This is a genomic window from Halopseudomonas xinjiangensis (assembly GCF_900104945.1).
GTDB lineage: Bacteria > Pseudomonadota > Gammaproteobacteria > Pseudomonadales > Pseudomonadaceae > Halopseudomonas > Halopseudomonas xinjiangensis.
The window spans coordinates 3,164,575-3,187,178 of sequence record NZ_LT629736.1 but is presented as its reverse complement, the minus strand read 5'-3'; the positions used below and the strand labels follow the sequence as shown (position 1 = coordinate 3,187,178).

The 22,604-nt window shown below is 63.2% G+C and carries 22 protein-coding genes; 8 read left to right on the top strand and 14 right to left on the bottom strand.

Annotated features, from left to right (window positions below; translation table 11 throughout):
• Together BLT85_RS14960 and BLT85_RS14955 are read left to right on the top strand one after the other, a co-directional pair.
• Nucleotides 1–1,521 (top strand): tripartite tricarboxylate transporter permease, encoded by a 1,521-nt coding sequence (locus BLT85_RS14960; RefSeq protein WP_093396443.1) that lies wholly within the window; start codon nucleotides 1–3, stop codon nucleotides 1,519–1,521.
• Entirely contained in the window at nucleotides 1,514–2,545 is a 1,032-nt protein-coding gene (locus BLT85_RS14955; protein ID WP_231701492.1) for an AbrB family transcriptional regulator, read from the top strand. The genes BLT85_RS14960 and BLT85_RS14955 overlap by 8 nt, the downstream gene beginning before the upstream one ends.
• Nucleotides 2,546–2,572: 27 nt before the next feature.
• On the opposite strand, the gene apbC is transcribed toward BLT85_RS14955, so the two are convergent.
• From apbC to BLT85_RS14890, 13 genes are all read right to left on the bottom strand, one after another.
• Nucleotides 2,573–3,673: an iron-sulfur cluster carrier protein ApbC gene (gene apbC / locus BLT85_RS14950; protein WP_093396440.1), complete on the bottom strand. Its 1,101-nt coding sequence runs from the start codon at nucleotides 3,671–3,673 to the stop codon at nucleotides 2,573–2,575.
• Between the two features lie 51 nt (nucleotides 3,674–3,724).
• The gene (locus BLT85_RS14945; protein ID WP_093396437.1) at nucleotides 3,725–4,501 is read right to left on the bottom strand and encodes a ferredoxin--NADP reductase; all 777 of its coding nucleotides are present in this window, start codon (nucleotides 4,499–4,501) and stop codon (nucleotides 3,725–3,727) included.
• Between the two features lie 26 nt (nucleotides 4,502–4,527).
• Nucleotides 4,528–5,535 (bottom strand): YeiH family protein, encoded by a 1,008-nt coding sequence (locus BLT85_RS14940; protein ID WP_093396434.1) that lies wholly within the window; start codon nucleotides 5,533–5,535, stop codon nucleotides 4,528–4,530.
• Nucleotides 5,532–5,894: a DUF971 domain-containing protein gene (locus tag BLT85_RS14935; RefSeq protein WP_093396431.1), complete on the bottom strand. Its 363-nt coding sequence runs from the start codon at nucleotides 5,892–5,894 to the stop codon at nucleotides 5,532–5,534. Before BLT85_RS14935 ends, BLT85_RS14940 begins: the two co-directional genes overlap by 4 nt.
• Nucleotides 5,895–6,072: 178 nt before the next feature.
• The gene (gene fdxA / locus BLT85_RS14930; protein WP_093396429.1) at nucleotides 6,073–6,396 is read right to left on the bottom strand and encodes a ferredoxin FdxA; all 324 of its coding nucleotides are present in this window, start codon (nucleotides 6,394–6,396) and stop codon (nucleotides 6,073–6,075) included.
• Between the two features lie 55 nt (nucleotides 6,397–6,451).
• Nucleotides 6,452–7,411, bottom strand: a complete 960-nt coding sequence (locus BLT85_RS14925) for a HEAT repeat domain-containing protein (RefSeq protein WP_093396426.1) — start codon at nucleotides 7,409–7,411, stop codon at nucleotides 6,452–6,454.
• Nucleotides 7,412–7,421: 10 nt separating this feature from the next.
• Complete coding sequence (locus BLT85_RS14920) at nucleotides 7,422–7,655, bottom strand: 4Fe-4S dicluster domain-containing protein (protein WP_093396422.1); 234 nt, start codon at nucleotides 7,653–7,655, stop codon at nucleotides 7,422–7,424.
• A gap of 62 nt (nucleotides 7,656–7,717) precedes the next feature.
• Nucleotides 7,718–9,457, bottom strand: coding sequence for a fumarate reductase/succinate dehydrogenase flavoprotein subunit (locus BLT85_RS14915; protein WP_093396419.1), 1,740 nt, complete (start codon nucleotides 9,455–9,457; stop codon nucleotides 7,718–7,720).
• A gap of 10 nt (nucleotides 9,458–9,467) precedes the next feature.
• Complete coding sequence (locus BLT85_RS14910) at nucleotides 9,468–10,211, bottom strand: GntR family transcriptional regulator (protein WP_093396416.1); 744 nt, start codon at nucleotides 10,209–10,211, stop codon at nucleotides 9,468–9,470.
• A gap of 70 nt (nucleotides 10,212–10,281) precedes the next feature.
• On the bottom strand, nucleotides 10,282–11,160 hold the full coding sequence (locus BLT85_RS14905; protein ID WP_093396413.1) for an ABC transporter ATP-binding protein: 879 nt from the start codon (nucleotides 11,158–11,160) through the stop codon (nucleotides 10,282–10,284).
• A complete protein-coding gene (locus BLT85_RS14900; RefSeq protein ID WP_231701608.1) occupies nucleotides 11,157–11,888 on the bottom strand; it encodes an ABC transporter permease in 732 nt (243 codons plus the stop codon). Before BLT85_RS14900 ends, BLT85_RS14905 begins: the two co-directional genes overlap by 4 nt.
• A gap of 265 nt (nucleotides 11,889–12,153) precedes the next feature.
• On the bottom strand, nucleotides 12,154–13,524 hold the full coding sequence (locus BLT85_RS14895; RefSeq protein ID WP_093396410.1) for an ABC transporter substrate-binding protein: 1,371 nt from the start codon (nucleotides 13,522–13,524) through the stop codon (nucleotides 12,154–12,156).
• 293 nt (nucleotides 13,525–13,817) lie between these two features.
• Nucleotides 13,818–14,798: an AraC family transcriptional regulator gene (locus tag BLT85_RS14890; protein WP_093396408.1), complete on the bottom strand. Its 981-nt coding sequence runs from the start codon at nucleotides 14,796–14,798 to the stop codon at nucleotides 13,818–13,820.
• A gap of 100 nt (nucleotides 14,799–14,898) precedes the next feature.
• Between BLT85_RS14890 and BLT85_RS14885 the strand changes: the two genes are divergently transcribed.
• From BLT85_RS14885 to BLT85_RS14860, 6 genes are all read left to right on the top strand, one after another.
• The gene (locus tag BLT85_RS14885) at nucleotides 14,899–16,224 is read left to right on the top strand and encodes a flavin-containing monooxygenase (RefSeq protein ID WP_093396406.1); all 1,326 of its coding nucleotides are present in this window, start codon (nucleotides 14,899–14,901) and stop codon (nucleotides 16,222–16,224) included.
• Complete coding sequence (locus BLT85_RS14880; RefSeq protein WP_093396403.1) at nucleotides 16,221–17,162, top strand: bile acid:sodium symporter family protein; 942 nt, start codon at nucleotides 16,221–16,223, stop codon at nucleotides 17,160–17,162. The genes BLT85_RS14885 and BLT85_RS14880 overlap by 4 nt, the downstream gene beginning before the upstream one ends.
• A complete protein-coding gene (locus BLT85_RS14875; RefSeq protein ID WP_093396400.1) occupies nucleotides 17,159–18,091 on the top strand; it encodes an SDR family oxidoreductase in 933 nt (310 codons plus the stop codon). Before BLT85_RS14880 ends, BLT85_RS14875 begins: the two co-directional genes overlap by 4 nt.
• Nucleotides 18,092–18,438: 347 nt before the next feature.
• The gene (locus tag BLT85_RS14870; protein WP_093396397.1) at nucleotides 18,439–19,224 is read left to right on the top strand and encodes an SDR family oxidoreductase; all 786 of its coding nucleotides are present in this window, start codon (nucleotides 18,439–18,441) and stop codon (nucleotides 19,222–19,224) included.
• The gene (locus BLT85_RS14865; protein WP_093396395.1) at nucleotides 19,224–19,958 is read left to right on the top strand and encodes a sulfite exporter TauE/SafE family protein; all 735 of its coding nucleotides are present in this window, start codon (nucleotides 19,224–19,226) and stop codon (nucleotides 19,956–19,958) included. Before BLT85_RS14870 ends, BLT85_RS14865 begins: the two co-directional genes overlap by 1 nt.
• 11 nt (nucleotides 19,959–19,969) lie before the next feature.
• Nucleotides 19,970–20,602, top strand: coding sequence for a cytochrome b/b6 domain-containing protein (locus BLT85_RS14860; RefSeq protein WP_197673852.1), 633 nt, complete (start codon nucleotides 19,970–19,972; stop codon nucleotides 20,600–20,602).
• 14 nt (nucleotides 20,603–20,616) lie between these two features.
• Here BLT85_RS14860 and BLT85_RS14855 read toward each other — a convergent pair whose 3' ends face one another.
• On the bottom strand, nucleotides 20,617–22,359 hold the full coding sequence (locus BLT85_RS14855; RefSeq protein ID WP_093396389.1) for a SulP family inorganic anion transporter: 1,743 nt from the start codon (nucleotides 22,357–22,359) through the stop codon (nucleotides 20,617–20,619).
• Nucleotides 22,360–22,604: the final 245 nt, after the last annotated feature.

Sequence of the window (22,604 nt, the reverse complement as noted above, 5' to 3'; positions counted from 1 at the left end):
ATGGAAACTCTTCAATACCTCGGTCAGGGCTTCAGCGTTGCGCTGAGCCCGAACAATCTGGTCACCGCCCTCGCCGGCACCACCATCGGCACCATCGTCGGGCTGCTGCCGGGCCTCGGACCAATCAACGGCGTCGCGCTGCTGATCCCGGTCGCTTTCGCCCTCGGCCTGCCACCGGAGACTGCGCTCATCCTGTTGGCTTCGGTGTACCTGGGCTGCGAATACGGCGGACGGATTTCCTCGATTCTGCTCAATATTCCCGGCGAGGCTTCGGCGGTCATGACCACGCTCGACGGCTATCCGCTTGCGCGGCAGGGCAAGGGAGGCATCGCCCTGTCGATTTCGGCCTGGAGCTCCTTCATTGGCGGCATGATCGCAACGCTCGGTGTGGTGATGTTTGCGCCCATGCTGGCTCGCTGGGCAGTATCCTTCGGACCGGCCGAGTATTTCATGCTGATGGTTTTCGCCATCGTCTGCCTGGCCGGCATGGCCGGCGACAAGCCGGTCAAGACCGCGGTAGCCGTGATCATAGGGTTGCTGTTGTCCTGCGTCGGTATCGATGCCAACAGCGGCGTGTATCGCTTTACCTTCGGCAGCCTTGGCCTGGCGGACGGCATTCAGTTCGTGGTGCTGGTCCTCGGGCTATTCAGCATCAGCGAAATCCTCACGCTGCTGGAACGGACACATCACGGCCAGGCCGCGGTGAAGGCAAGCGGGCGGATGCTGTTCAACTTCAAGGAAGGCTCGTCAGTGTTCGCTACCAATTTGCGTAGCGGCGTGATGGGCTTCGTCTTCGGCATTCTGCCGGGAGCCGGCGCAACCCTGGCCAGCGCCATGAGTTACATGTCGGAGAAGCGCATCGCTGGCGAGAGCGGCCGCTTCGGTGAGGGCGACCTGCGTGGGTTGGCCGCGCCTGAAACCGCCAACAGCGCCTCGGCCTGCGGCTCCATGGTACCCATGCTGACGCTGGGCATCCCAGGCTCCGGCACCACTGCGGTAATGCTTGGCGCGCTGACGCTGTACAACATCACGCCTGGTCCGCTGCTTTTTCAGAATCAGCCGGACATCGTCTGGGGCCTGATCGCCTCGCTGTTCGTCGCCAACGTCATCCTGATCGTGATGAACGTGCCGATGATCAATATTTTCACGCGCATCCTGTCGGTGCCCAACTGGACCCTGGTGCCGGCCATCGCCATCATCACCTCGATCGGCGTCTACGCGGTCCACGCCACCACCTTCGACCTGTTTCTGATGGTCGCCATCGGCATCTTCGGCTACATCATGCGCAAGTTGGGTTTCCCGCTGTCGGCTCTGCTGCTGGGTTTCATTCTGGGCGGCATGATGGAGAGCAACCTGCGGCGGGCGCTGTCGATCTCCGACGGCGATCTGGCGATTCTCTGGAACAGCCCGATCACCCTGGGCCTCTGGGCGCTGGTGATCGTGATGGTCGCCCTGCCATTCTGGCGTGGCTACCGCGCACGCCGGGCACGCGTGGCGGCGGTAGTGGAAGCCAATGCCTGAAGCAAGCCGGCTGGACCACATGCGGATGTGGTCCACGCCTGTGGTAGGACTGATCGGCGGCTGGTTGGCAAGTATCGCTGACTGGCCGTTGCCGTATATGGTCGGATCACTCTTGTCAGTGATCGCCGTGCGTTGCTGCGGCTGGCTGCTGGTTCCGCTGCCCGGCGGGCGCCAAGCGGGACAATGGATCGTTGCCAGCGCCATTGGGCTGCACTTTACCGCGCCGGTGTTCGCACAGATGCTCAGCCATTTGTGGGTCGTCGTTCTGGGTGCGTGCGGCACCGCATTGCTCAGTCTGATCGGCATCGCCATTCTGCGCCGCAGCGGCGTGGACCGTGCCACCGCCTGGTTCGCCAGCATGCCCGGCGGCGCCAGCGAGATGGCCGTGCTCTCGACCCGCCACCAGGCGCAGCCGGCGATGGTCGTCGCGGCGCACAGCCTTCGACTGTTGCTCGTGGTGCTGATCGTTCCAGCGCTGTTCACCTGGGGTCTGCCGACAGCCGAGCCAGCTCAGGGCGGCGAGGTCGACTGGCGGTGGCTGGCGTTGCTCATGCCGCTTGGCGGCCTGCTGGCGCTGGTCTGGCGGCGCCTGGGCCAGCCCAACCCCTGGATGCTCGGCCCTCTGATCATCTGCAGCGCCGCGAGCATCGTGTTCGACCTCGATCTCGAACTGCCGGCCGGTGCCGGGGAGGCCGGCCAGTGGCTGATCGGCTGCGCGCTCGGCTGTCATTTCGACCGGGCATTTTTCCGTAGCGCTCCGGCCTTTTTGCTTCGCGTGCTGCTGTTTACCCTAACCGCGATGCTGGTGGCAGCGGCTCTCGCGGAGCTGCTCAGCCTGGGTGCGAAGGTCGACGATGCCAGCCTCATGCTGGGCATGATGCCCGGCGGCATTACCGAGCTCTGCCTGACCGCCGAGGCCCTGCACCTGTCGGTGGCGCTGGTCACGGCCCTACAGGTATTGCGGCTGTTCCTGGTCATGTTTCTCGCCGAACCACTCTATCGGGCCTGGTCGCGACTGGCCTGATGATCTCATCGTTCCAAGATCGCGGTCTTACTCGACGACGATGGTCGGTACCGTCTGCTGCCGCACGCGACTCTGTAGCCACACCCGCGCCGCCGCGCGCAGCGCAATATCGCCGTAGGCGACGGCCAGCTCGCCCTGCGGGTCGCTCGCGACGATCGGCTCGCCATCATCCGCACCGCTGCGAATCCGGATATCCAGCGGCAGTTCGCCGAGCAGCTCGCTGTCATGCTCCTCAGCCATGCGCTGCGCACCACCCGCGCCGAAGATGTGTTCCTCGTGCCCACAGTTACTGCAAACATGAGTACTCATGTTCTCGATGATGCCGAGGACGGGAATATTCACCTTGTCGAACATCTTCAGACCCTTGCGCGCGTCGAGCAGGGCGATGTCCTGCGGCGTGGTGACGATCACCGCACCGGATACCGGCATCTTCTGCGCCAGGGTCATGTGTATGTCGCCGGTGCCCGGCGGCATATCGACGATCAGGTAATCCAGGTCCTGCCACTCGGTCTCGTTGAGCAGGCGCGTCAATGCCTGGGTGATCATCGGGCCGCGCCAGATGATCGGCTGCTCCTCGTCGACCAGAAAACCGATCGACATGGTCTGAATGCCGTGGCCCACCAATGGCTGCAGCTTGCCATCGACGGTGTCGGGCAGCTCCGACAGGCCCAGCATGCGCGGCTGGCTGGGGCCGTAGAGATCGGCATCGAGCATGCCCACCCGCGCGCCTTGCGCGGCCAGCGCCAGCGCCAGGTTGGTCGCGGTGGTGGATTTGCCGACACCGCCCTTGCCCGAGGCAACGGCGATCAGATGTTTGATCGCCGGCAAGGTCTGGGCGGTCAGCGGCGCCGCGCTTACCGACCAGGTCACGTTGACTTCGACCACCTTGGCCTGGGTATTGGCCAGCAGGTAGCGCTCCAACTCGTTGCGCAGTTGCGGGCCATAGTGATCGGCCGGGAAGCCCAGGTGCAGGTCGATATACAGCCGGAAGGTAAATGCCTCCAGCTTGATCACCGCCCCGGCGCTGATCAGATCACAACCGATGATCGGGTCGATCCATTGGCCGAGCGCAGCCTCGGCCTGCCGGGACAATTCATTGGGTACTATCTTCAGTGCGGGTTCGGACATGCTTGGCTCCCATGCCCGGCCGCAGCCGGGCGGTAACAGATCAGCCTGATTTCACTTTTCGACGAACGCCCGCTCGATCACGTAATCACCCGGGTCGCCCTGTTCAGCTGACGCTGCAAAGCCCATGCCGTCGAGCATGCCGGTGAGCTCTTCGAGCATCGCCGGGCTGCCACAGAGCATCACGCGGTCGGTCTCCGGGTTGAGCTGCGACAGGCCGATGTCCGCGGCCAGCCTGCCGGTCCCCACCAGGGTAGTGATGCGGCCTGTGTTGCGGAACGGCTCGCGGGTCACGGTGGGGTAATAGGTCAGCTTCTCGCGCACCTCGTCGCCGAGGAATTCGTGCTCCGTCAGCTCCCGGGTCAGATAGTCGTGGTAGGCCAGTTCACTAACCTGGCGCACGCAGTGCACCAGTACGATCTTTTCGAAGCGCTCGTAAGCCTCCGGATCGCGCACGATGCTCATGAAAGGCGCCAGACCGGTGCCTGTGCCGAACAGGTAAAGGTGCTTTCCCGGGCGCAGATCATTCATCACCAGCGTACCGACCGGCTTACGGCTGACATAAATGGAATCGCCTTCCTTCAGGTGTTGCAGCCGCGAGGTCAGCGGGCCGTCCGGCACCTTGATGCTGAGAAATTCCAGATACTCGTCATGATTGGCGCTGACAATGCTGTAGGCGCGCATCAGCGGCTTGCCCTCGACCGGCAGGCCGATCATCACGAAGTGCCCGTTTTCGAAGCGCAGGCTCTGGTCCCGCGTGGTCTTGAAGCTGAACAGCGTGTCGTTCCAGTGGTGAACGCTCAGAACATTTTCCGTACCGATCGCAGCCATGATGGCCTCCTTAACGAATTACAAGGTCAAAGGGAAAACAGCGCCAGCGAACCAGTGGCAAAGGCCATCAGCAGCAGGCTCATTACAAAAATCAGCATCATGGGTCTCCAGCCCTGGGCCAGCAGAGCCCCGAGCGACGTGCGCATGCCCAGCGCAGCCATGGTCGCCAGTAGACACGCCGCCGATGCGGACACCAGCATCTGTTTCAACGCCTCAGGCAACCAGCCGAGACTGTTGGCGCAGAACAATGCAAGAAAACCTATGAGAAACCAGGGAAATTCGGTCTTGCCGCCTTCGCCGCGGCGCAGGATCAGGCCGAGCAGGATCACCAGTGGGGCGAGCAAGGCCACGCGCAGCAGCTTGGTCAGCGTCGCCACATCGCCGGCCGCGTCCGAGACCAGATAGCCGGCTCCAGCCGCCTGCGCCACGTCATGGATGCTCGCGCCCAGCAGGAGCCCGGCCTGAACGTCGGTGTAACCCATGGCGACCAACAGCGGCGGGTAGGCAAGCATTGCCAGCGTACCCATGGCGGTCACGCCGACCACCACCGCCAGCAGCCGGCGTTCTTCCAGCCGGCCGGCGGGGATCACCGCTGCCACCGCGATCGCCGCCGATACGCCGCAGATGGCTACCGCCACACCCGCCACCAGACTTTGCATACTTGGCAGCCCCAGCCAGTGACCGAGCAGCAGCGCTGTGCCGATGGTCAAGGGCACACAGCTCAACACCATCAGCAAGGGCAGACTGCCGACGGCCAGCACCTGCTCGACGCCCATGCGCGCTCCGAGCAACGCCACACCGATGCGCAGCACCTGTCGGCTGCAGAACGTTACTCCCGGCTGCAGCCGGACATCCTGGCCCTGGCTGGCAAAACCGAAGCCGAGCAGCAACACCAGCAACAGCGCCGGCGTGCCGTAATGCTCAGCCAGGAAACTCCCGGCGAGCGCCAGCACCGCGCATAGCGCCAGCCCTGGGTACAGCCGTCGAACGGCCGCCCAAAGCAACAGGTCGCGGGGCTGGGCGCGCTCGGTCATGCGCAGCGCTCCGCCTGGAGACCGGCAGGCTGAGGATCTGCGACCGGCTCGCCCAGTTGATCGCTGAGCTCACGCAGGTAACCCCACGGATAGAGGCCCTTATAGTGGCCGTCGGTAAAGTGAAACTGCAGGCCGCTGACGCCATTGACCTCCAGCCGGGCGACGCCGACGTCGGCATCGATCACGGTCAGCGCGCCGGTCTGCTGCGCCTGGACGCAGAATGAGCAGGCGCAGGATCTGCGCAGCATCAGGCCGCTCAGGCTGGTGCGCTGACCATCCGCCCAGAGCACCTCGAGGCGGTTCTCACGCTTTCTCAGCCGCACTTCCTGCGGCGCTTCGATGAACATCGGACGGGTCATGTTGACTCCTCAGGCCTGGTTGGCCTTGCGCTTGGGTAGTACCAGCGCCGGGGCTTCAGCGAGACGCAGCTGTCGCTCGTCAAGCAGCACCGGGCGAGCGCTTTCGCTGATGGCGCCGACAACCAGCAGCCACCAGCGTGTGTCTCAGCCAACTCGTCATGACAAGTTGGGACATGCCTCAACGTTCCAGAAACTGCAGCTTGTCACCCTGGTCTATCCACATATCGGCTTCGGCCATGGGCTCACTGGCTGCGGCAATCACCGGCCACAGCTGGGCCAACTCGGCGTTGAGCTCGATGAAATGGGTCTGGTCCGGTGGTACGTCGGTATCGGCGTAAATCGCGTCGGCCGGACATTCCTGTACGCACAGGCTGCAGTCGATACAGGTTTCCGGGTTAATCACCAGGAAGTTCGGCCCCTCGTGAAAGCAATCGGCCGGACACACATCGACGCAGTCGGTGTATTTGCAACGAATACAGTTTTCGGTCACCACAAAGGTCATGGCATGGTTCTCCTGCTGGTTGAGATTGCCCGGCGCCGTGCACCGGGCAGCAGACTCAGGCGGCCGCTTCGAGCTTGGACATGGCCCAACGCGCCAGCTTGCGCACGTCCGGGTCCGGATCATCCAGGGCGCTCTCGACGAATGGCCGGCCGTCGCGGTGGCCGATACTGCCCAGCGCGCCGATGGCTGCCTTGCGCAGATTGCTCATCGGGTCACGGGCGCAAGTACCGAGGACCGGGATGGCGCCCACCGAGCCCAGCTTGCCCAGCGAGTCCACGGCCTTTTCGCGAACCTGCCAGAAGCTGTCGCGGGTGGCGTCCATCAGCGGCTGCAGACCGGCCTGGTAATCCAGCTTGCCAATGCTCACCGCCGCCTCCACGCGCACCTGCCAGTGCTCGTCACCGAGCAGGCCGACCAGCGTCGGGCCGACCTGATCACCGCTGGCGTACACCAGCGCACCGGTCGCGGCGCGGCGGACCTCGGCGTCGCTGTCGTGCTGGGCGCGCTCGATCAGCGCCGGCAGGTTCTCGGTCTGCTTGAGCCAGCCGATCACCCCTACCGCCTCGCGGCGGACCTGAGGGTCCTCGTGGTTCAGGCACCCTAGCGCCGGCGCCTGCGAGGCGGGATTGCGCAGCGGCTTGACCGCTCGCAGGATGCCGGCCATGACGAAGGAATCGCTGCTGTTATCCAGTGCTTCGAGCAGCGGGCCGGCGGCGGCCGGATCCTTGAGGTCAGCCAGCGCATGCGCAGCCGAGTTGCGTACCACTTCGTTGCTGTCGCCCAACGCGGCAATCAATGCATCGGCGATATCCACGGCATCGAACTCGTCGACCACCTTGGCCGCCTCCTGGCGGACGGCCGGGTCGGGATCGTTGAGTGCCAGGATCAGCAGCTCCGCAGCCTCCGGCTCGCCGCAATCGACCAGCTCGAGCACCGCTACCCGGCGAATGCCCGGGTCGCTTGATGCCAGGTTTTCGGCGATTTCCTGCAGCATCGGGTCGTCATAGGTCTTCATGGGCAGCTCCTCAGCGCAGCAGATACGGGATGTTCACTTTCACTGCATCGGTGGGGCAGTCGGCCTCACAGGGCATGCAGTACCAGCATTCGTCGTACTTCATGTGCGCCTTGCCGGTGTCTTCGTTGATCCACAGGACGTCGAGTGGACAGACGTCGATGCAGACGCGGCAGCCCTTGTCGGCGATGCATTTTTCTTCGTCCACGATGACCGGGACGCTGGAGCGATGGTTGCTGATTGGCATGGTCTTTTCCTCATCAAGGCTTCGGAGGATGGCTGCGCGCCGCGGCGGGCAACCATCCGTTATCAGGCGTTGGCCGCTTTCTTCACGCGCAACTTGTTGTAAGCGTCCTTCTCTTCACCGAGCGGGACGATGTAGTCGGCAATCGGCCGCTTGCCGCTGGCCATGTTGCCGTTCTCGTCCTTGAACAGGCGGCTGTGGTAGAACCACTCGGCATCGTTCTGCTCGGGATAGTCGACACGGTAGTGGTACAGGCCCCAGCGCGACTCGGTGCGGTACAGCGAGGCACGCGCAGCCATCTCGGCGCAGTCGATGATCGATTGCACTTCGAGCGCGCGCAGCAGTTCGTGGGGGTCGGCGGCCGAGAGCAGCGGCAGGTCCTCGCGCACGGCGAGAATGCGCTCCAGGCCAATCTCCATCTTCTTGGTGACCTTCGGCGGCTGCAAATAGTCGTTCACCAGGCGGCGCACCTTGTATTCCATCTGCTCGGGCGGAATGCCGTCCTTGACCTTCAGCGGTGCCTGGATACGCGCCAGCTCGGCGACAATGAAGGCTTCATCGAGCACCGGCTCGCTGCGATTCTTGGCAAACTGCGCGGCGTTTTCACCGCAGATCTGCCCGTAGACGAAGGCGCCGAGCATATAGTTGTGCGCTACCGAGGCCATGTCACCGGCGCCGTAGAGACCGGGCACGGTGGTGGCGCCGTTCTCGTCGGTCCATACGCCGGAAGCCGAGTGGCCGGAGCAGAAGCCGATCTCCGAGATGTGCATCTCGACCATGCGCTGGCGGTAGTCGACCTTGCGCCCGTCATGGAAGCGTCCGCGGGTCGGACGCTCGTTGGTGTGCAGAACGGTCTCGATTTCCTGAATGGTTTCCTCGGCCAGGTGGTCGAGCTTGAGGAACACCGGGCCCGTGCCGGATTCCAGCTCCTTGAAGAACTCCAGCATCATCTGGCCGGACCAGTAGTCGCACTCGATGAAGCGTTCGCCGTAGGCGTTGGCGGTAAAGCCGCCGAGCGGGCCGGTGACGTAGGCGCAGGCCGGGCCGTTGTAATCCTTGAGCAGCGGGTTGACTTGGAAGCATTCCAGATTCACCAGGTCCGCGCCGACGTGGTAGGCCATGGCATGGCCGTCGCCGCAGTTGGCTGGATTTTCGTAGGTGCCGAACAGGTAGCCGGAGTTCGGCAGACCAATACGGCCGGCAGCTCCGGTGGCCATGATCACCGCCTTGGCGCGGATGATGATCGGCTCGGCGGTCCGGGTATTCACCCCGATCATGCCGGCGATGTTGCCGTCCGAGTCCTTGAGCAGGCGAGTCGCCTGGAAGCGGTTCTCGATTTCCACCCGCACTCGGCGCAGCCGGCGATAGAGGATCTTCTTGACGTTGTGGCCTTCCGGCATCGGCAGTACGTAAGTGCCCAGGTGGTGCACCTTTTTCATGTCGTAGTCGCCGGTCTCGTCCTTCTGGAAATGCACGCCCCAGGAGTCGAGCTTTTCGATCATCGGGAATGAGCGCTGCGCGTAGGCCATGATTGCCGGCTGGTGAACGACGCCGTCGTTGGCAATGGTGATCTCCTTGACGTACTGCTCGGGCGTCGCGTGCCCGGGAACCACGGCGTTATTGAGGCCATCCATGCCCATGGAGATGGCGCCGGAGCGCTTGACGTTGGCCTTTTCCAGCAGGATTACCTTCAACGAAGGGTCCTGCTCCTTGACGGTCACGGCGGCCATTGGACCGGCGGTACCGCCGCCGATCACCAGCACGTCGGTATCGATAACGGGGATGTCGTTGATGGTTGTAGTCATGGCTAATCTCCTATTTCCGATCCACTCGGAATTGGTATTTGAATGAGTCACCGCGGTAACAGAGGTATTCGAAGTCGATCGGCCGACCGCTGCGGTTATGGGTCAGGCGCTCCACGCGCAGGATCGCCTCGCCGACTTTCAGGCCAAGCAGGTCCTGGGTTTCGTCATCGGCCAGGGTGGCGTCCAGGCCGATCTCGGCATGCCCGAGCGGGATGCCGAAAAGGTTCTCCAGTAGCGGAAAAATGTCGCCGGAAAGATCGCGGGAAAACAGCGGGCGACCGATATCCAGCGGGAAGTAGCTGCTTTCCAGGCACACCGCCTCACGGTTGAGGTAGCGCACACGCTTGACCTCGACCACGTCTTCGCCGGAGTGCGTGTGCAGCGCAGCGGCAACCGCCTTGGCCGGCTTGCATTCGCGAATGCTCAGCAGCCGCGCCGTCGCCTCATAGCCCTGGGCGGCCATCGCTTCGCCGAAGCCTTGCAGGCGCTGGACGTTCTGCACCGCCTTGGGCTTGCTGACGTAGGTGCCTTTGCCCTGGGCGCTGAACACCAGCCCTTCGTTATGCAGGTCGCGCAGTGCCTGTCGGATGGTGATCCGACTGACGCCGAAGGCGACCATCATTTCGTTTTCCGAGGGCAGCCGCTCGTGGATCGCATAACTGCCTTCGAGAATCTTCCGGCGCAGGCTGTCGCGGATTTGTACGTACAGCGGCAGCGGCGATTGGCCCGGCGCGAACTGATCAATTCCATTCATGGCGGCCACTCCGGTTGTCATGACATGTCATGTCGAGCGAAAGGAAAAAGAGCCGTTGGATGCGCATGGTTCAGCCCGTCCGGTTCTGCTGCTTGAAGGCGTTCAGGGTTTCCTGACGGATCAGTTCCAGGCACTGGCGCTTGAGCACCATGAACTCGGGGCTGGTCAGCAGCGACTGATCGCGCGGGCGCGGCAGCTTCACCGGGATATCGGCGATGATCCGTCCGGGGCTGGCGCTCATGACCACAATGCGATCGGAGAGAAACACCGCCTCGTCGATGTCATGGGTGACGAACACCACGGTGTTGCGAAACTCGCGCCAGATCTCCAGCAGGTTCTCCTGCATCATGATTCGCGTCTGCGCATCCAGGGCGCCGAAGGGCTCGTCCATGAGGAGCACGCTGGGGTAGTTGGCCAGCGCCCGGGCAATGCCGACACGCTGCTGCATGCCGCCCGAGAGGTTGGTCGGATAGGCATCGGCAAATGCGGCCAGGCCCACCAGCGAGAGGAAGGTGCGCGCCACGCTGCTGGCCTCGGCGCGGCTGGCGCCGGCCATCAGCGGGCCGAAGGCGACGTTGTCGTGCACGCTCTTCCAGGGAAACAGCGAGTGCTGCTGGAACACCATGCCGCGGTCCGGGCCGGGCTCGGTCACGGCCTTGCCATCCACGGTCAGTTCGCCGCGGGTCGGATTGACGAAGCCGGCGATGGCATTGAGCAGGGTCGACTTGCCGCAGCCGGAAGGGCCGAGCAGGCAGACGAACTCGCCCGATCGAATCTCCAGATTGGCTTGCTGTACCGCAACATTGCGGCTGCCGTTAACGGCGAACTCGATATCGACGTTGCGTACGCTGATGTTGCCGCGGCCTTCGACGCTCTGTGTGGTACGGCTTTTCAGGCGGCTGTGATCGAGCACGGCCAGACGGCTATCGGTCGGGGTAGCGGTTTTCATGCGCGTGCTCCTTTTGGCTGCCAGCGCAGCAGTGGGCTGCAGGCCAGGCGGACCAGCAGGGTGCTGAGGGTGCCGAGCAGGCCGATGGTGAGCATGCCGATGATGATCTGCGGGTACTGGATCAGCGTGTACGAGGTCCAGGTGAAGTAGCCGATGCCGTACTGGCCGCTGATGATTTCGCCAGCCAGCAGCGAGAACCAGGCCACACCCATGCCCACCGCCAGACCGGTGACGATGCTGGGCATGGCGCCGGGGATGATCACGTGCCAGAGAATCGCCGAGTTGCTTGCCCCGAGGCAGCGCGCCGCCCTGACCAGCACACCATTGGTCTGCTCGACGCCGTGTACGGTGTTGAGCACCACCGGGAATAGCGCGCCGAGGAAGGTGATGAAGACGATGCTCGACTGCTCGCTCGGCAACATCAGGATCGCAAGAGGAATCCAGGCCACTGCCGGGATCGGCCGGAGCAGTTCGATATACGGCAGGATGATGTCTTCGGCCCACTTCGAGCGGCCCATCAGCACGCCCAGGGTCACGCCCAGCACCACAGCCAGCCCGTAAGCGATAGCGATGCGCTGCATGCTATGGGCGATGTGCAGGTAGAACTCGCTACCGGTCAGTTCGGCCAGGAACGCCTCGCCAACCGTGAGCGGCTCCGGCACGTGCTCGAAGTTAACGAAGAGGTTGAAGTCATTGGTCGAGGCCAGGTGCCAGATCACCACCGCCATGATCAGCGCCGCGGTCCGCACTGCGTAACGGCGCGCCTTTTCCAGCGTGGCATGACGCAGGGCGGCCGGTGCCGGTGCGGCTGGTGGCGTGTCGTGATGTTCCATTTGGCTGGTGGCATCCAGTGCCGGAGCACCGGGACCCCTTTCGGCCGGAGCCGGAGCCGGGGCAACCACCGGCTCGGCAACCGCTACGTTCGATTTCATGGTCATAGCTACAGCTCCTTCAGCAGGCTGCCCCGGACGACTTGGGTCCGTGGCGTAATAGTCAGGGCAACATCGCCACGGCTTTGCCGGGAACCAGCGCGGTACCGCCGAACTCGGCGATGTGGCTGTCCGAATCGGCCTTCTTCATGAAGGCCAGTACTTCCCCGCTCGGCGCCTGCACCATGTAGGCAGCCTTGCCGAACAGCTTCAGTCCGGTGCGGTTGTCGTAGACATAGGTGGCGGTGACCAGGGTGCCCTTGGCCATGGCTGTCTTCTCGGCGGCAAGCATCTCGGCAATGCTGTCGAAGCTGACGATCCCTTGGCCGTCGACCCACATTTCCGCGGGATTGAGCTGTGGATTGTTCGGCGTAGGGCTCACGACAGTGGCGACCAGCGCGTCGTAATCCAGGCCGGCGCTCTGGTAAGCGCGCTTGAGGTAGCTGGCGTCGACCCAGGCGTTGAAGTCGAGATCGGGAATCTGCATTTCCTTTTGCAGCAGGGCGTGGTCGTATTTCAGCGCCTCGACCCACTCCGGCTTGATGCTGGCTTCCATGGTGGAAATGCCGCCGTTGCTGAAGTAGAGGTAGAGCACCTCCTTCTCGACGCCGGTCCACTCAGACACGCGCATCGCCGCCTGCATCGGATCCTTCTGAATCCACTGCTGGGCCTCGATGGTCGCGGTCAATACCGCGTCGACCACTTCCGGGTACTGCCTGGCAAACGATTCGCGTACGACGATGCCGTGGAAGGTCGGCACCTCGGCCTCGCTGCCGTCGTAGATCTTCCGGGCGGTACCGCGAAACTCCATCATTTCCGACCAGGGACAGAAATCAGCATGGGCATCGATGCGGTTGGCAGCGATGTTCGCCGCGCCGATCGGCGGGGCCTGGTTGACCAGCTTGACCTTGTCGGACAGCCCGGCGTCGCTCAGTGCCTTGAGCGTCATGCCCCAGGCAGCGCTACCCACCGGGGTGGAGATGGTCTTGCCGGCCAGATCGGCCAGCGACTGGACCGGGGAGTCATAGGGCACCACGATGCCGTTACCGGTACCCTTGAGGTTGTAGCCGGTCACGGCAATGAACCGCGTCTGCTGCTTGCCGGTTTCCTGGAACTTGGCGCCGTTGACGATCAGTGGGTAGTCGCCCATGACGCCAAACTCGAGCTTGCCAGCGAGCATCTGATTGGTAATCGGCGGGCCCGAGTCGTAGTCGCGGAAGATGATCTTGTAGTCGACATCGGCATACTTGCCGGTGGCAGGGAGGTGCTTGTGGAGAAGGTTGAGCTTCTCCAGAATCACGCCCCCGGAAACGGTATTGGTCACCATGCTCTGGTGGCCGATGCCGATCTGGATGGTCTCGGCAGCGGCCTTGCCGCCGAACAGTGACACGGTGCCGCACAGCGCGAGAGCAATCAGGCCTCTTCGGTTATTCATTGTCTTCACCTTGCCGGTTGGTCAACTTGTATTAACAGGTCATAACGCCTGTCATAGCTGTTGCATCGGCTATGCCAAAAGCCGCACCAGTCGGGGTATCAGGCTGTTTTTCAAGGAGAAAGAATCGGAGCAGGGAAAGGTGATCGAGGCGGCAGCGATGATCCGATACGCTCGGCTTTGGTGCGCGGTCAGTGCGGGCGTTCCAGCGGGGCGCAGCGGCGCTCGGGAGACTTAGAACAAGTAGAACCAGTGGAAGCAGTCGCCGCTCGGATGCCAGTCGCTATGCCGCAGCGTTAGCTGGAAGTGGGAGCTGACCGAAACCGCGCAGGCGTCATGCCCTGCCAGCGACGGAAGGCGCGGATGAAGGCGTTTTCATCAGAGAATCCGAGTTGCTCGGCGATATCCGCCACGCGCTGGTTACCCTGCAGCGCCTGGCAGGCCATGGCTTGCAGGACGCTCTCGCGCAGGGTTTTGAACGACAGACCATCTTCGGCAAGGCGTCGGTTAAGATGACGACCGCTGAGGTGCAACTGCTCGGCGATGCGCTCCTTGCCCCAGCTTGGATGAGCCGTGACCAGGCGCTGCACGTCGGCGCTCAGGCTCTGGTGGCCGAGTTCCGCCAGCGTCTGGTCGGCCAGCCTCCGCAGATGGTCGCGCAGAGCGCCGTTGGCCTGGATCTGGTGCAGCTCCAACTGGCCGGCAGTAAAGCCCAGATGGTTGCATCCGGCGTTGAAATGTACGCGACAGCCGACCAGCGCTTCATAGCGCGCGGGCTCGGCTAGCGGAGCATGCGCCAGCCACATGCCGCTGGGCTGAAAGCGATTGCCGGTCGCCCAGCGGCTCAGGTTGAGCATGCTGCCGAGCACCGCCTCGACCCGCTCCGCACGGCGTACGCTCAGGTGCGGCTGATAATCGATGAACGCCTGGGGCCCGTCCCGATGCAGCCGAAATTCCCCGCCATCGCCGATGACCGGAGCGTATTCGATCAGTTCTTCCAGCGCTTCGCCGAACGTCTCGCAGGTGACCAGCAGCATGCCGAGGCTGTCGAGATGGCCGACCTGGATTTCCAAACCCAGCCGAAGCCCGATCAGCGGGTCCCCACTGGCCTGACAAAAGGCTTCCCACAGCTCGTCCTGCCAGCCGATCGGGACTCGCTGGATGCCCTGCAGGCGTCGGTCAAGACCATCGGGCAGAACGATGCCCAACCGCTCGGCCATCTGCAGAATGGCCTGGCTGTAACGTGGAGTGACGCTGTGTTCGGCGCAGTCGTGCATGGCCTGAATTGCCGGTCCCGTGTCCTGTTCGGTGCGATACCGAATTGCTGCGTTGGCTTAGAGTGTGATCATAACAACAAGCCAGCGGAGAAACGCATCCATGTACGCCGTCATCGGCGCCGGGCCCATGGGCCTGGCCAGCGCACGAAATCTGCAAAAGCTCGACATTCCCTTTCTCGGATTTGAGCTGCATAGCGATGTCGGCGGGCTATGGGACATCGACAACCCCCACAGCACCATGTACGAAAGCGCGCACCTGATCTCGTCCAAGCGCATGACCGAGTTCGCCGAGTTCCCCATGCGCGACAATGTGGCGCCGTATCCGCACCATATCGAGATGCGCCGGTACTTCCGTGATTACGCCGAACACTTCGGACTCAAGCGACACTATGAATTCAACACCCGCGTGGTCGAGCTGACGCCGGATGGCGACGGCTGGATGCTCGTCAGCGAGCGCAACGGCGAGAAGCAGAGCCGCCGCTTCGACGGCGTGCTGATCGCTAATGGCACCCTGCATACCCCCAACCGCGCGAGCCTGCCCGGGGAGTTCAGCGGCGAGCTGATGCACTCGGCCGAATACCGCAAGGCCGAGGTGTTTCGCGGCAAGCGTGTACTGATCGTCGGCTGCGGCAATTCCGGAGCAGATATAGCTGTCGATGCCGTACATCAGGCAGCCAGCGTGGACATGAGCCTGCGCCGCGGCTATTACTTCTTGCCCAAATTCGTGAAAGGTCGGCCGGTCGATACGCTCGGCGGCAAACTGAAGATGCCGCGCCCGCTGAAACAGCGATTTGATGCAGGTCTGATCCGGATGATCATCGGCAAGCCGTCCGACTACGGTCTGCCGGACCCGGATTACCGCATGTACGAGTCGCACCCGGTGGTCAATTCGTTGATCCTGCACCACCTGGGTCACGGCGACATCAAGCCGCGCCGCGACGTTGCTCGTATGGATGGCCGAACCGTGCACTTCAGCGATGGCGAATCCGCCGAGTACGACCTGATTCTGCTTGCGACCGGATACCTCCTGGATTACCCCTTCATCGCCCGCGAGCATCTGAACTGGCCGCTGGATCGCGACGCGCCGCAGCTGTACATGAACGTGTTCCACCCGGAGCACAACAATCTGTTCATGATGGGCATGATCGAAGCGGCGGGGCTTGGCTGGGAGGGGCGCAATCAGCAGGCCCGGCTGGTTGCGCTATACATTCAGCAGCAGCGCGCCAGTACCGCAGCGGCCACCCGTTTCAACCAGCTCAAGCGCGAGCGGGCACGGGTTACGCTCGACGGCGGTTATCAGTACATCAAGCTGGCGCGGATGGCTTATTACGTGAACAAGGACGCCTATCTCGCCTCGCTGCACCAACATATCGCCGAGTTGGAACGCGACCTGCCAGCGATGCCGCCGCAGGCGGCAACGGCATGAGCGGGGCCCTGCCGCTCGAATTCGACCCGGCCAGCCTGATCCTGCTGAACCTCATCATGGCCTGCATGATGTTCGGCGTGTCGCTGAGCCTCCGGCTGGAAGACTTCAAGCGCATCGCGCTGGCGCCCATCGCGCCACTGGCCGGTCTGGTTGCACAGTTTCTGCTGCTGCCATTAGCCACCTGTCTGTTCACCTGGGCCATGCGCATCGATCCGGAACTGGCGCTGGGCATGATTCTGGTGGCCGCCTGCCCGGGCGGCAGCTTCTCCAACATCATGACCTGGCTGGCGCGTGGCAATGTTGCGGTATCGGTCAGCATGACAGCGGTGTCGAGCCTGGCGGCAACCGTTCTCACTCCGCTTAATTTTGCGCTGTATGGCTGGCTCAACCCGTACACACGCAGCTATCTGACCGAGATCACTCTGGAGCCAGGCGGGATTCTGCTGCTGGTATTGCTGGTGCTCGCCCTGCCGCTGGCATTGGGCATGCTCACCGGTCGCCGCTTCCCGGCGCTGGTCAGTCGCAGCGAGAAGCCGCTACGCATCGTCTCGCTTCTGGTATTCCTCGGCTTCGTGGCCATCGCCTTCTCGAAGAATCTGGATCTGTTCGTCGAGCGCTTTCACAGCTTCTTCTGGCTGGTGGTGGCTCACAATCTACTGGCTCTGGCGCTGGGCTACGCCATGGGCAAGCTGCTCAAGTTGCCGGTCAGCGATCGGCGCGCAGTCACCATGGAAGTCGGCATTCAGAATTCCGGCCTGGGACTGGTCATCATGTTCACGTTCTTTCCGGAGGCAGGCGGCATGATGCTGATCACTGCCTTCTGGGGCGTCTGGCATCTGGTCAGCGGGCTGACGCTATCGCAGATCTGGGCGCGCCTGCCGCTGCCTTCTGATGATCCGATCAACTCCGCTCCGACCGCCACGGGACGCTTACCATGAACCAACGCATCCTTATCACCGGCGCCGCCGGCTACATCGGCCATCAACTCGGCGACCGCCTGGCAGACGACTTCGTCGTGATCGGAACCGATATCCGCCAGCGCGACGACGTGCGCTTTCCTATTCATCAGCTGGACGTTCGCGACTCGGCGCTGGTCGAGCTGCTGCGGGCTGAGCAGATCACCCATGTGGTCCATTTGGCCTCGGTTCTACAGGCATCGCCGGACCGCGCGCGCGACTACGACATCGACGTCAACGGCACGCGCAACGTCCTCGAATGCTGTCTGGAGGCGGGGGTACGGCATGTCACCGTGACCAGCTCTGGGGCGGCGTACGGCTATCATCCCGACAACCCGTCGTGGATCGATGAACAGGATGCTCTGCGGGGCAATCCGGAATTCGCCTACTCCGACCATAAGCGGTTGATCGAGGAGATGCTCGCCGAGTATCGCCACACCCACCCGGAGCTTGCCCAGCTGATCTTCCGGCCCGGGACGGTACTGGGCTCCGAGACGCGCAATCAGATTACCGACCTGTTCCGCGCCCCGCGCATTCTCGCCTTGAAAGGCAGCAATTCACCCTTCGTATTCATCTGGGATCAGGATGTGGTCGGTGCCATGGAAATGGGCCTGCGCGAGAGCAAGACGGGCATCTACAACATGGCTGGTGACGGTGCATTGACCATGGGCGACATCGCCAGACGGCTGAACAAGCCGCTGCTGACGCTGCCGGTTTGGCTGGTCAAGGCTGGCTTGCAGGTAGCCAAGTGGCGCGGCAAGCCAACGGGGTCGGAGCAGGTGCGGTTTCTGTTGTATCGGCCGGTGTTGAGCAACCGACGGTTGAAGGAAGAGTTCGGCTATCGGCTCGCTAAAACCTCCGCTGAGACGTTTGAGTTTTTCGTGCAGTGCAATGGGAAGCGGCAGCGCTGATCTTTCGGTAGCCGTGCGAGCGCCGTGCTGGGTAGCCCTTGGACCAGACACGCTACGAGCACATCCATGTGAGCTCGACCATGCCCATCCATGGGCATGGACGGTCTGGCCCAAGGGCTACCCAGCACGCCTGCAAGAAACCGTGCGGGATCAACGCCGCCTTGTGCGCACTGATGGGTGAGGGCGGCGGGGCAGACACTCGGCAGCTCTATAGCAGTTTTGCCAGCCGGGCAGGCTGGACCGTCGATGCCCAAGGATGGGCATCGCCGAGCGTACAGGGATGTATTCACAGCGTGTCCAGCCTGCCCGGCTGGCAAAGCTGCCGGCACGCAAGGAGAAGCAACTAAATGTATACCACCCTACTCACCGGCGCCGCGTCAGGCCTAGGCTGGGCCATGGCTCGACATTGGCACGCCGCTGGCCATCAACTGATTCTGGCAGACATCAACGCAGAGCAACTGGCGCAGCGGGCCGACGAGCTGGGCACACCGGACCGGGTGCTGGCTGTCACCACAGACATAACCAGCGAAGCGGACATCAAGCGGCTCGTCAGCGAAACCCGCAAACGCTTCGGCCGCCTCGACCTGCTGGTAAACAACGCCGGCATCACCCACCGTTCGCCAGCGCACCAGACCGACCCGAAGGTGTTCCGCAAGGTCATGGCGGTAGACTGGCAGGGCCCGGTCGAACTTTCCATCGCTGCTCTGCCGCTACTGCGTGAAAGCCGCGGCAGCATCATCTGCGTCGGTTCCATGGCCGGGTGGATGCCGGTTCCGGGTCGCGCCGCCTACTGCGCGGCAAAAAGCGCCTTGACCCAGTTCTTCGAGGTACTCAGACTCGAACTCGAACCGGACGGAATACATCTGCTTATGGCCTACCCGAGCTTTCTCGACACGCCTATCGAACATCACGCACTCGACAAGGACGGCCAGGTTGCACGCCACCCGCGCTCGATGGTTGGCGGTATGAAAAGCGCCGAGTGGATGGCCGGGCTGATCGCCGACGGCCTGGATCAACGCAAGCGCTGGCTGATGCCCGAGCCGGTATCTCGCTTCGGCAGTCTGCTCTGGCGCTTCGCGCCGTCACTGTATTTGCGCCAGGTCCGCAAACGATTCGCCGGGGACCTGCGCTGATGATCGACCCATGGCTTTGGGTCGGCGTATGCATTCTGATCGCTTACACCATCGAAGCAGTCACCGGCTTCGGCAGCCTGGTCATCGCCTTGTCACTGGCTGCGTTGGTGCTGCCACTGCCTGAGGTGATGCCGGTGCTGGTTCCGCTCAGCGTGCTGATGAGCGGCTTTCTCGCCTGGCGCAACCGACGGTACATAGACTGGCCGCTGCTCAGTCGGATGATTCTGCCGCTGATGCTGACCGGCACACTCGTCGGCTATCAGGTGCACACCGGCCTTGATGACCAGTTGCTCAAGCTGCTGTTCGGGCTGCTGATCGTCTGGTTCGCCGGCCGTGAACTGTGGCGCCTGGCCCGCGGGGTGGTTTCCCAGGCACACCCGGTCTGGCTCAGCCGAGCGCTGACGTTTGCAGCTGGCATCACGCACGGCCTGTTCGCCTCCGGCGGGCCGCTGCTGGTCTATGCCATGGCCGGAACCGAGCTGGACAAGAGTCGTCTGCGCGCGACCATGCTCAGCGTGTGGTTTACCCTCAATGCGAGTCTGAGTCTGCTGTTCCTGCTTCAGGGCAGCCTGATACCCGCCCTGCCGCGCACGCTAACCTACGTACCGCTTCTGGTCGTCGGAATACTGCTCGGGGAATGGCTGCATCATCGCGTCGACGAGACGCGCTTCCGGCAGATCGTCTATACGCTGCTGACACTGACTGGCGCGTTGCTAGTCGTGCACGCCTGGTAAGAGGAGTCGCTGTGCGGATAAAGGTCTGGGACTTTCCCACGCGACTGTTTCATTGGCTGCTAGTGTTGGCCGTGGCCGGGGCACTGCTGACCGTAAGTCTGGGCGAGGCGTGGATGCTTTGGCATCAGCGTTTAGGGCTGGCCGTGGTTGGCCTGCTCGGCTTCCGCCTGGTATGGGGCTTCTGCGGGCCCAGCGCGGCGCGGTTTAGCAGCTTCGTGCCGACGCCACATAGACTCGTCGCACAGTGGCACGGCCAGTGGCAGGGCCCAGGCCATACGCCCGTCGGTGCGCTGTCGGTGCTGGCGATGCTCGGGTTGTTTGGCTTCCAGGCTGTTACCGGCCTGTTTTCCAGCGATGATGTGGCGTTCAGCGGGCCCTGGGCAGGAGAGGTCTCATCGCAACTGAGCCGAACCCTGAGCGGCTGGCATCGCTCGACCGAAGAGGCGCTGTACCTGCTGATTGGCGTTCATCTGCTGGCCATCGCCGCGTATCAGTGGCGTGGGAAACAACTCGTCGGCGCCATGCTGCACGGGCGCAAGCCCGTTCCGGCCGCGGTCGAACCACCCAAACCGGCACGCCCGATGGTCCTGGTTGCGGCCTTGGTGACGGCCGGCCTGGCCATCTGGGTTGCGAGCGGCCTGTAGCAGCAGCGGCCATCCTATTCCGTCTTCGCCGGCTCCTCGCTCTTGAGATTGGCCAGGGTGTTGAACGCGATGTGTGTACTGGGAAACACCTCGCCCACCTGCTGACTGATCCAGTCGGTCTCGGTGAGTTGGTCCATCAACGGTCCCTTCACCTCGGCGAGATGCAACCGCACGCCGCGCTCGGCAAAGCCTTCGGTCAGTTCGCTGAGCATGTCCAGCCCGGTGCTGTCGATGTGGTTGACCGCCGATAGGATCAGCAACACATGGCGGGTGTCCGGGTAATCGTTGAAAGCATCGAGCAAGGCTCGCTCGACGGCCTTGGTATTGGCAAAAAAGATGTTTTCGTCGATGCGAATGGCCAGCAGATGCGGCTCGATTTCGACCAGGTGCCGGTTCACATTGCGAAAATACTGCGTGTCCGGCACGCGACCGACCACCGCAACGTGTGGACGGCTGCCCCGCCATAGCTGCGAGGCAATCGACAGGCAGACGCCGAGGATGATGCCGCCTTCGATGCCGAAAACGAGCACCCCGAGCGCTGTCAGCAGCAGCGTCAGGCCTTCGGCTCGATCGTATTCCCAGGCGCGCCGCAGGCTGACCAGATCGATCAGCGGCGTGACCGCGACCAGAATGATGGTTGCCAGCACCACCAGCGGCAGATGCGGGAAGAGGGGTGCCAGCGTCGCCACAATCAACGCGATTATCACCGCCGCGATGATGCTGGCCAACGGCGTATTGGCACCGGCCTCCATGTTCACCACCGAGCGCGACAGCCCGCCACACACCGCAAAGCCGCCCGACATGCCCGCGCAGGCATTGGCGGCGCCAAGCGCCAGCAGCTCGCGATCGGGGTCGATGCTTTCGCGCTTGCGCCTGGCAAGGGATTGCGCCAGCGATACGCTTTCCACGAAGCTGACCAGGCTGATCAGCGCAGCAGGAATCAGCAGCACGCGCAGGTGGCTCCAGTCCGGCGTGACCCACTGCAACGATGGCAGACCGGCCGGCAGATCGCCCACTACCGGCACGCCGCGCTCGGCCAGATCGAACCCGGCGGTCGCAGCGATGCCGAGCACCACGACCAGGATCGGCGCCAACCGCGCCGCCAGTCTGGCAACGCCCACATGCAGCCCGAACCGAACCAGATGGCCAGCGAGTCGGGTGCGTGCATACATCAGCCAGCCCAGGCTGATCAGACCCATTGCCGTGACCAGACTGTTGACCGGTCGCCATTGGTCCGCCAGTTGCGCTGGCGTGTGCGGCAACGCCGCCAGACCGAAAACATGCGGCAGTTGACTGAATATGATCAGCAACGCTGCGCCGCTGAGGAAGCCGCTGATCACCGGATGACTGAGGAAATTGGCCAGGAAGCCCATGCGCAGAAGGCCAAGGATGAACAGCATCGCGCCGGACAGCAGCGCCAGCCAGATGGCCAGCTGCAGATACAGTTCGGTGCCCGCCGGAGCCAGAGGTGCGATCAACGAAGCGGTCATCAGGCCGGTGACCGCAACCGGGCCGACCGACAGGGTCATGCTGCTGGCAAACAGCGCGTAACCCACCAGCGGAAGCATGCTCGCATAGAGGCCGATCTCCACCGGCAGGCCGGCGAGCATCGCGTAGGCCATGCTTTGCGGGATGATCATCACACTGACCACCAACCCGGCGGTTACATCACCGCTGAGCCATGCCGCGCGATAGTTGCGCAGCCACGCCAGCCATCCGGTGCCGCCCGGAGGGCGCAACCTTGGATTTTCCAGCATCAGCTCGCGACCCGGACTCGGCGGGGTTCGAACCCCGCCTGCACAAACGGGTCATTACATGGCGAGGAATTCGCCGAGTCGATGATCATTCAAGCCCCCGTTCAACGTATTCAAAATACCGCCACAATGCGCAGATGACATGATCGGCCGGCGCCACCATGTCGTACGAAAATAACAGAAAGCGCAGCGCCGTAGTCGTTCCGTCGCTGCGCAAGCGACGCGGCCCAAACCAAGAAAGGAGCAAG

Coding starts and splice junctions, on each gene's coding strand:
- BLT85_RS14945 (WP_093396437.1), bottom strand. CDS start 4,501: ATGGCTGCGATCGGTACGGAAAATGTTCTGAGCGTTCACCACTGGAAC.
- BLT85_RS14960 (WP_093396443.1), top strand. CDS start 1: ATGGAAACTCTTCAATACCTCGGTCAGGGCTTCAGCGTTGCGCTGAGC.
- BLT85_RS14875 (WP_093396400.1), top strand. CDS start 17,159: ATGAACCAACGCATCCTTATCACCGGCGCCGCCGGCTACATCGGCCAT.
- BLT85_RS14915 (WP_093396419.1), bottom strand. CDS start 9,457: ATGACTACAACCATCAACGACATCCCCGTTATCGATACCGACGTGCTG.
- BLT85_RS14920 (WP_093396422.1), bottom strand. CDS start 7,655: ATGCCAATCAGCAACCATCGCTCCAGCGTCCCGGTCATCGTGGACGAA.
- BLT85_RS14905 (WP_093396413.1), bottom strand. CDS start 11,160: ATGAAAACCGCTACCCCGACCGATAGCCGTCTGGCCGTGCTCGATCAC.
- BLT85_RS14925 (WP_093396426.1), bottom strand. CDS start 7,411: ATGAAGACCTATGACGACCCGATGCTGCAGGAAATCGCCGAAAACCTG.
- BLT85_RS14910 (WP_093396416.1), bottom strand. CDS start 10,211: ATGAATGGAATTGATCAGTTCGCGCCGGGCCAATCGCCGCTGCCGCTG.
- BLT85_RS14935 (WP_093396431.1), bottom strand. CDS start 5,894: ATGACCCGTCCGATGTTCATCGAAGCGCCGCAGGAAGTGCGGCTGAGA.
- BLT85_RS14890 (WP_093396408.1), bottom strand. CDS start 14,798: ATGCACGACTGCGCCGAACACAGCGTCACTCCACGTTACAGCCAGGCC.
- BLT85_RS14855 (WP_093396389.1), bottom strand. CDS start 22,359: ATGCTGGAAAATCCAAGGTTGCGCCCTCCGGGCGGCACCGGATGGCTG.
- fdxA (WP_093396429.1), bottom strand. CDS start 6,396: ATGACCTTTGTGGTGACCGAAAACTGTATTCGTTGCAAATACACCGAC.
- BLT85_RS14865 (WP_093396395.1), top strand. CDS start 19,224: ATGATCGACCCATGGCTTTGGGTCGGCGTATGCATTCTGATCGCTTAC.
- BLT85_RS14955 (WP_231701492.1), top strand. CDS start 1,514: ATGCCTGAAGCAAGCCGGCTGGACCACATGCGGATGTGGTCCACGCCT.
- BLT85_RS14940 (WP_093396434.1), bottom strand. CDS start 5,535: ATGACCGAGCGCGCCCAGCCCCGCGACCTGTTGCTTTGGGCGGCCGTT.
- BLT85_RS14885 (WP_093396406.1), top strand. CDS start 14,899: ATGTACGCCGTCATCGGCGCCGGGCCCATGGGCCTGGCCAGCGCACGA.
- BLT85_RS14895 (WP_093396410.1), bottom strand. CDS start 13,524: ATGAATAACCGAAGAGGCCTGATTGCTCTCGCGCTGTGCGGCACCGTG.
- BLT85_RS14880 (WP_093396403.1), top strand. CDS start 16,221: ATGAGCGGGGCCCTGCCGCTCGAATTCGACCCGGCCAGCCTGATCCTG.
- BLT85_RS14900 (WP_231701608.1), bottom strand. CDS start 11,888: ATGGCGGTGGTGATCTGGCACCTGGCCTCGACCAATGACTTCAACCTC.
- BLT85_RS14870 (WP_093396397.1), top strand. CDS start 18,439: ATGTATACCACCCTACTCACCGGCGCCGCGTCAGGCCTAGGCTGGGCC.
- apbC (WP_093396440.1), bottom strand. CDS start 3,673: ATGTCCGAACCCGCACTGAAGATAGTACCCAATGAATTGTCCCGGCAG.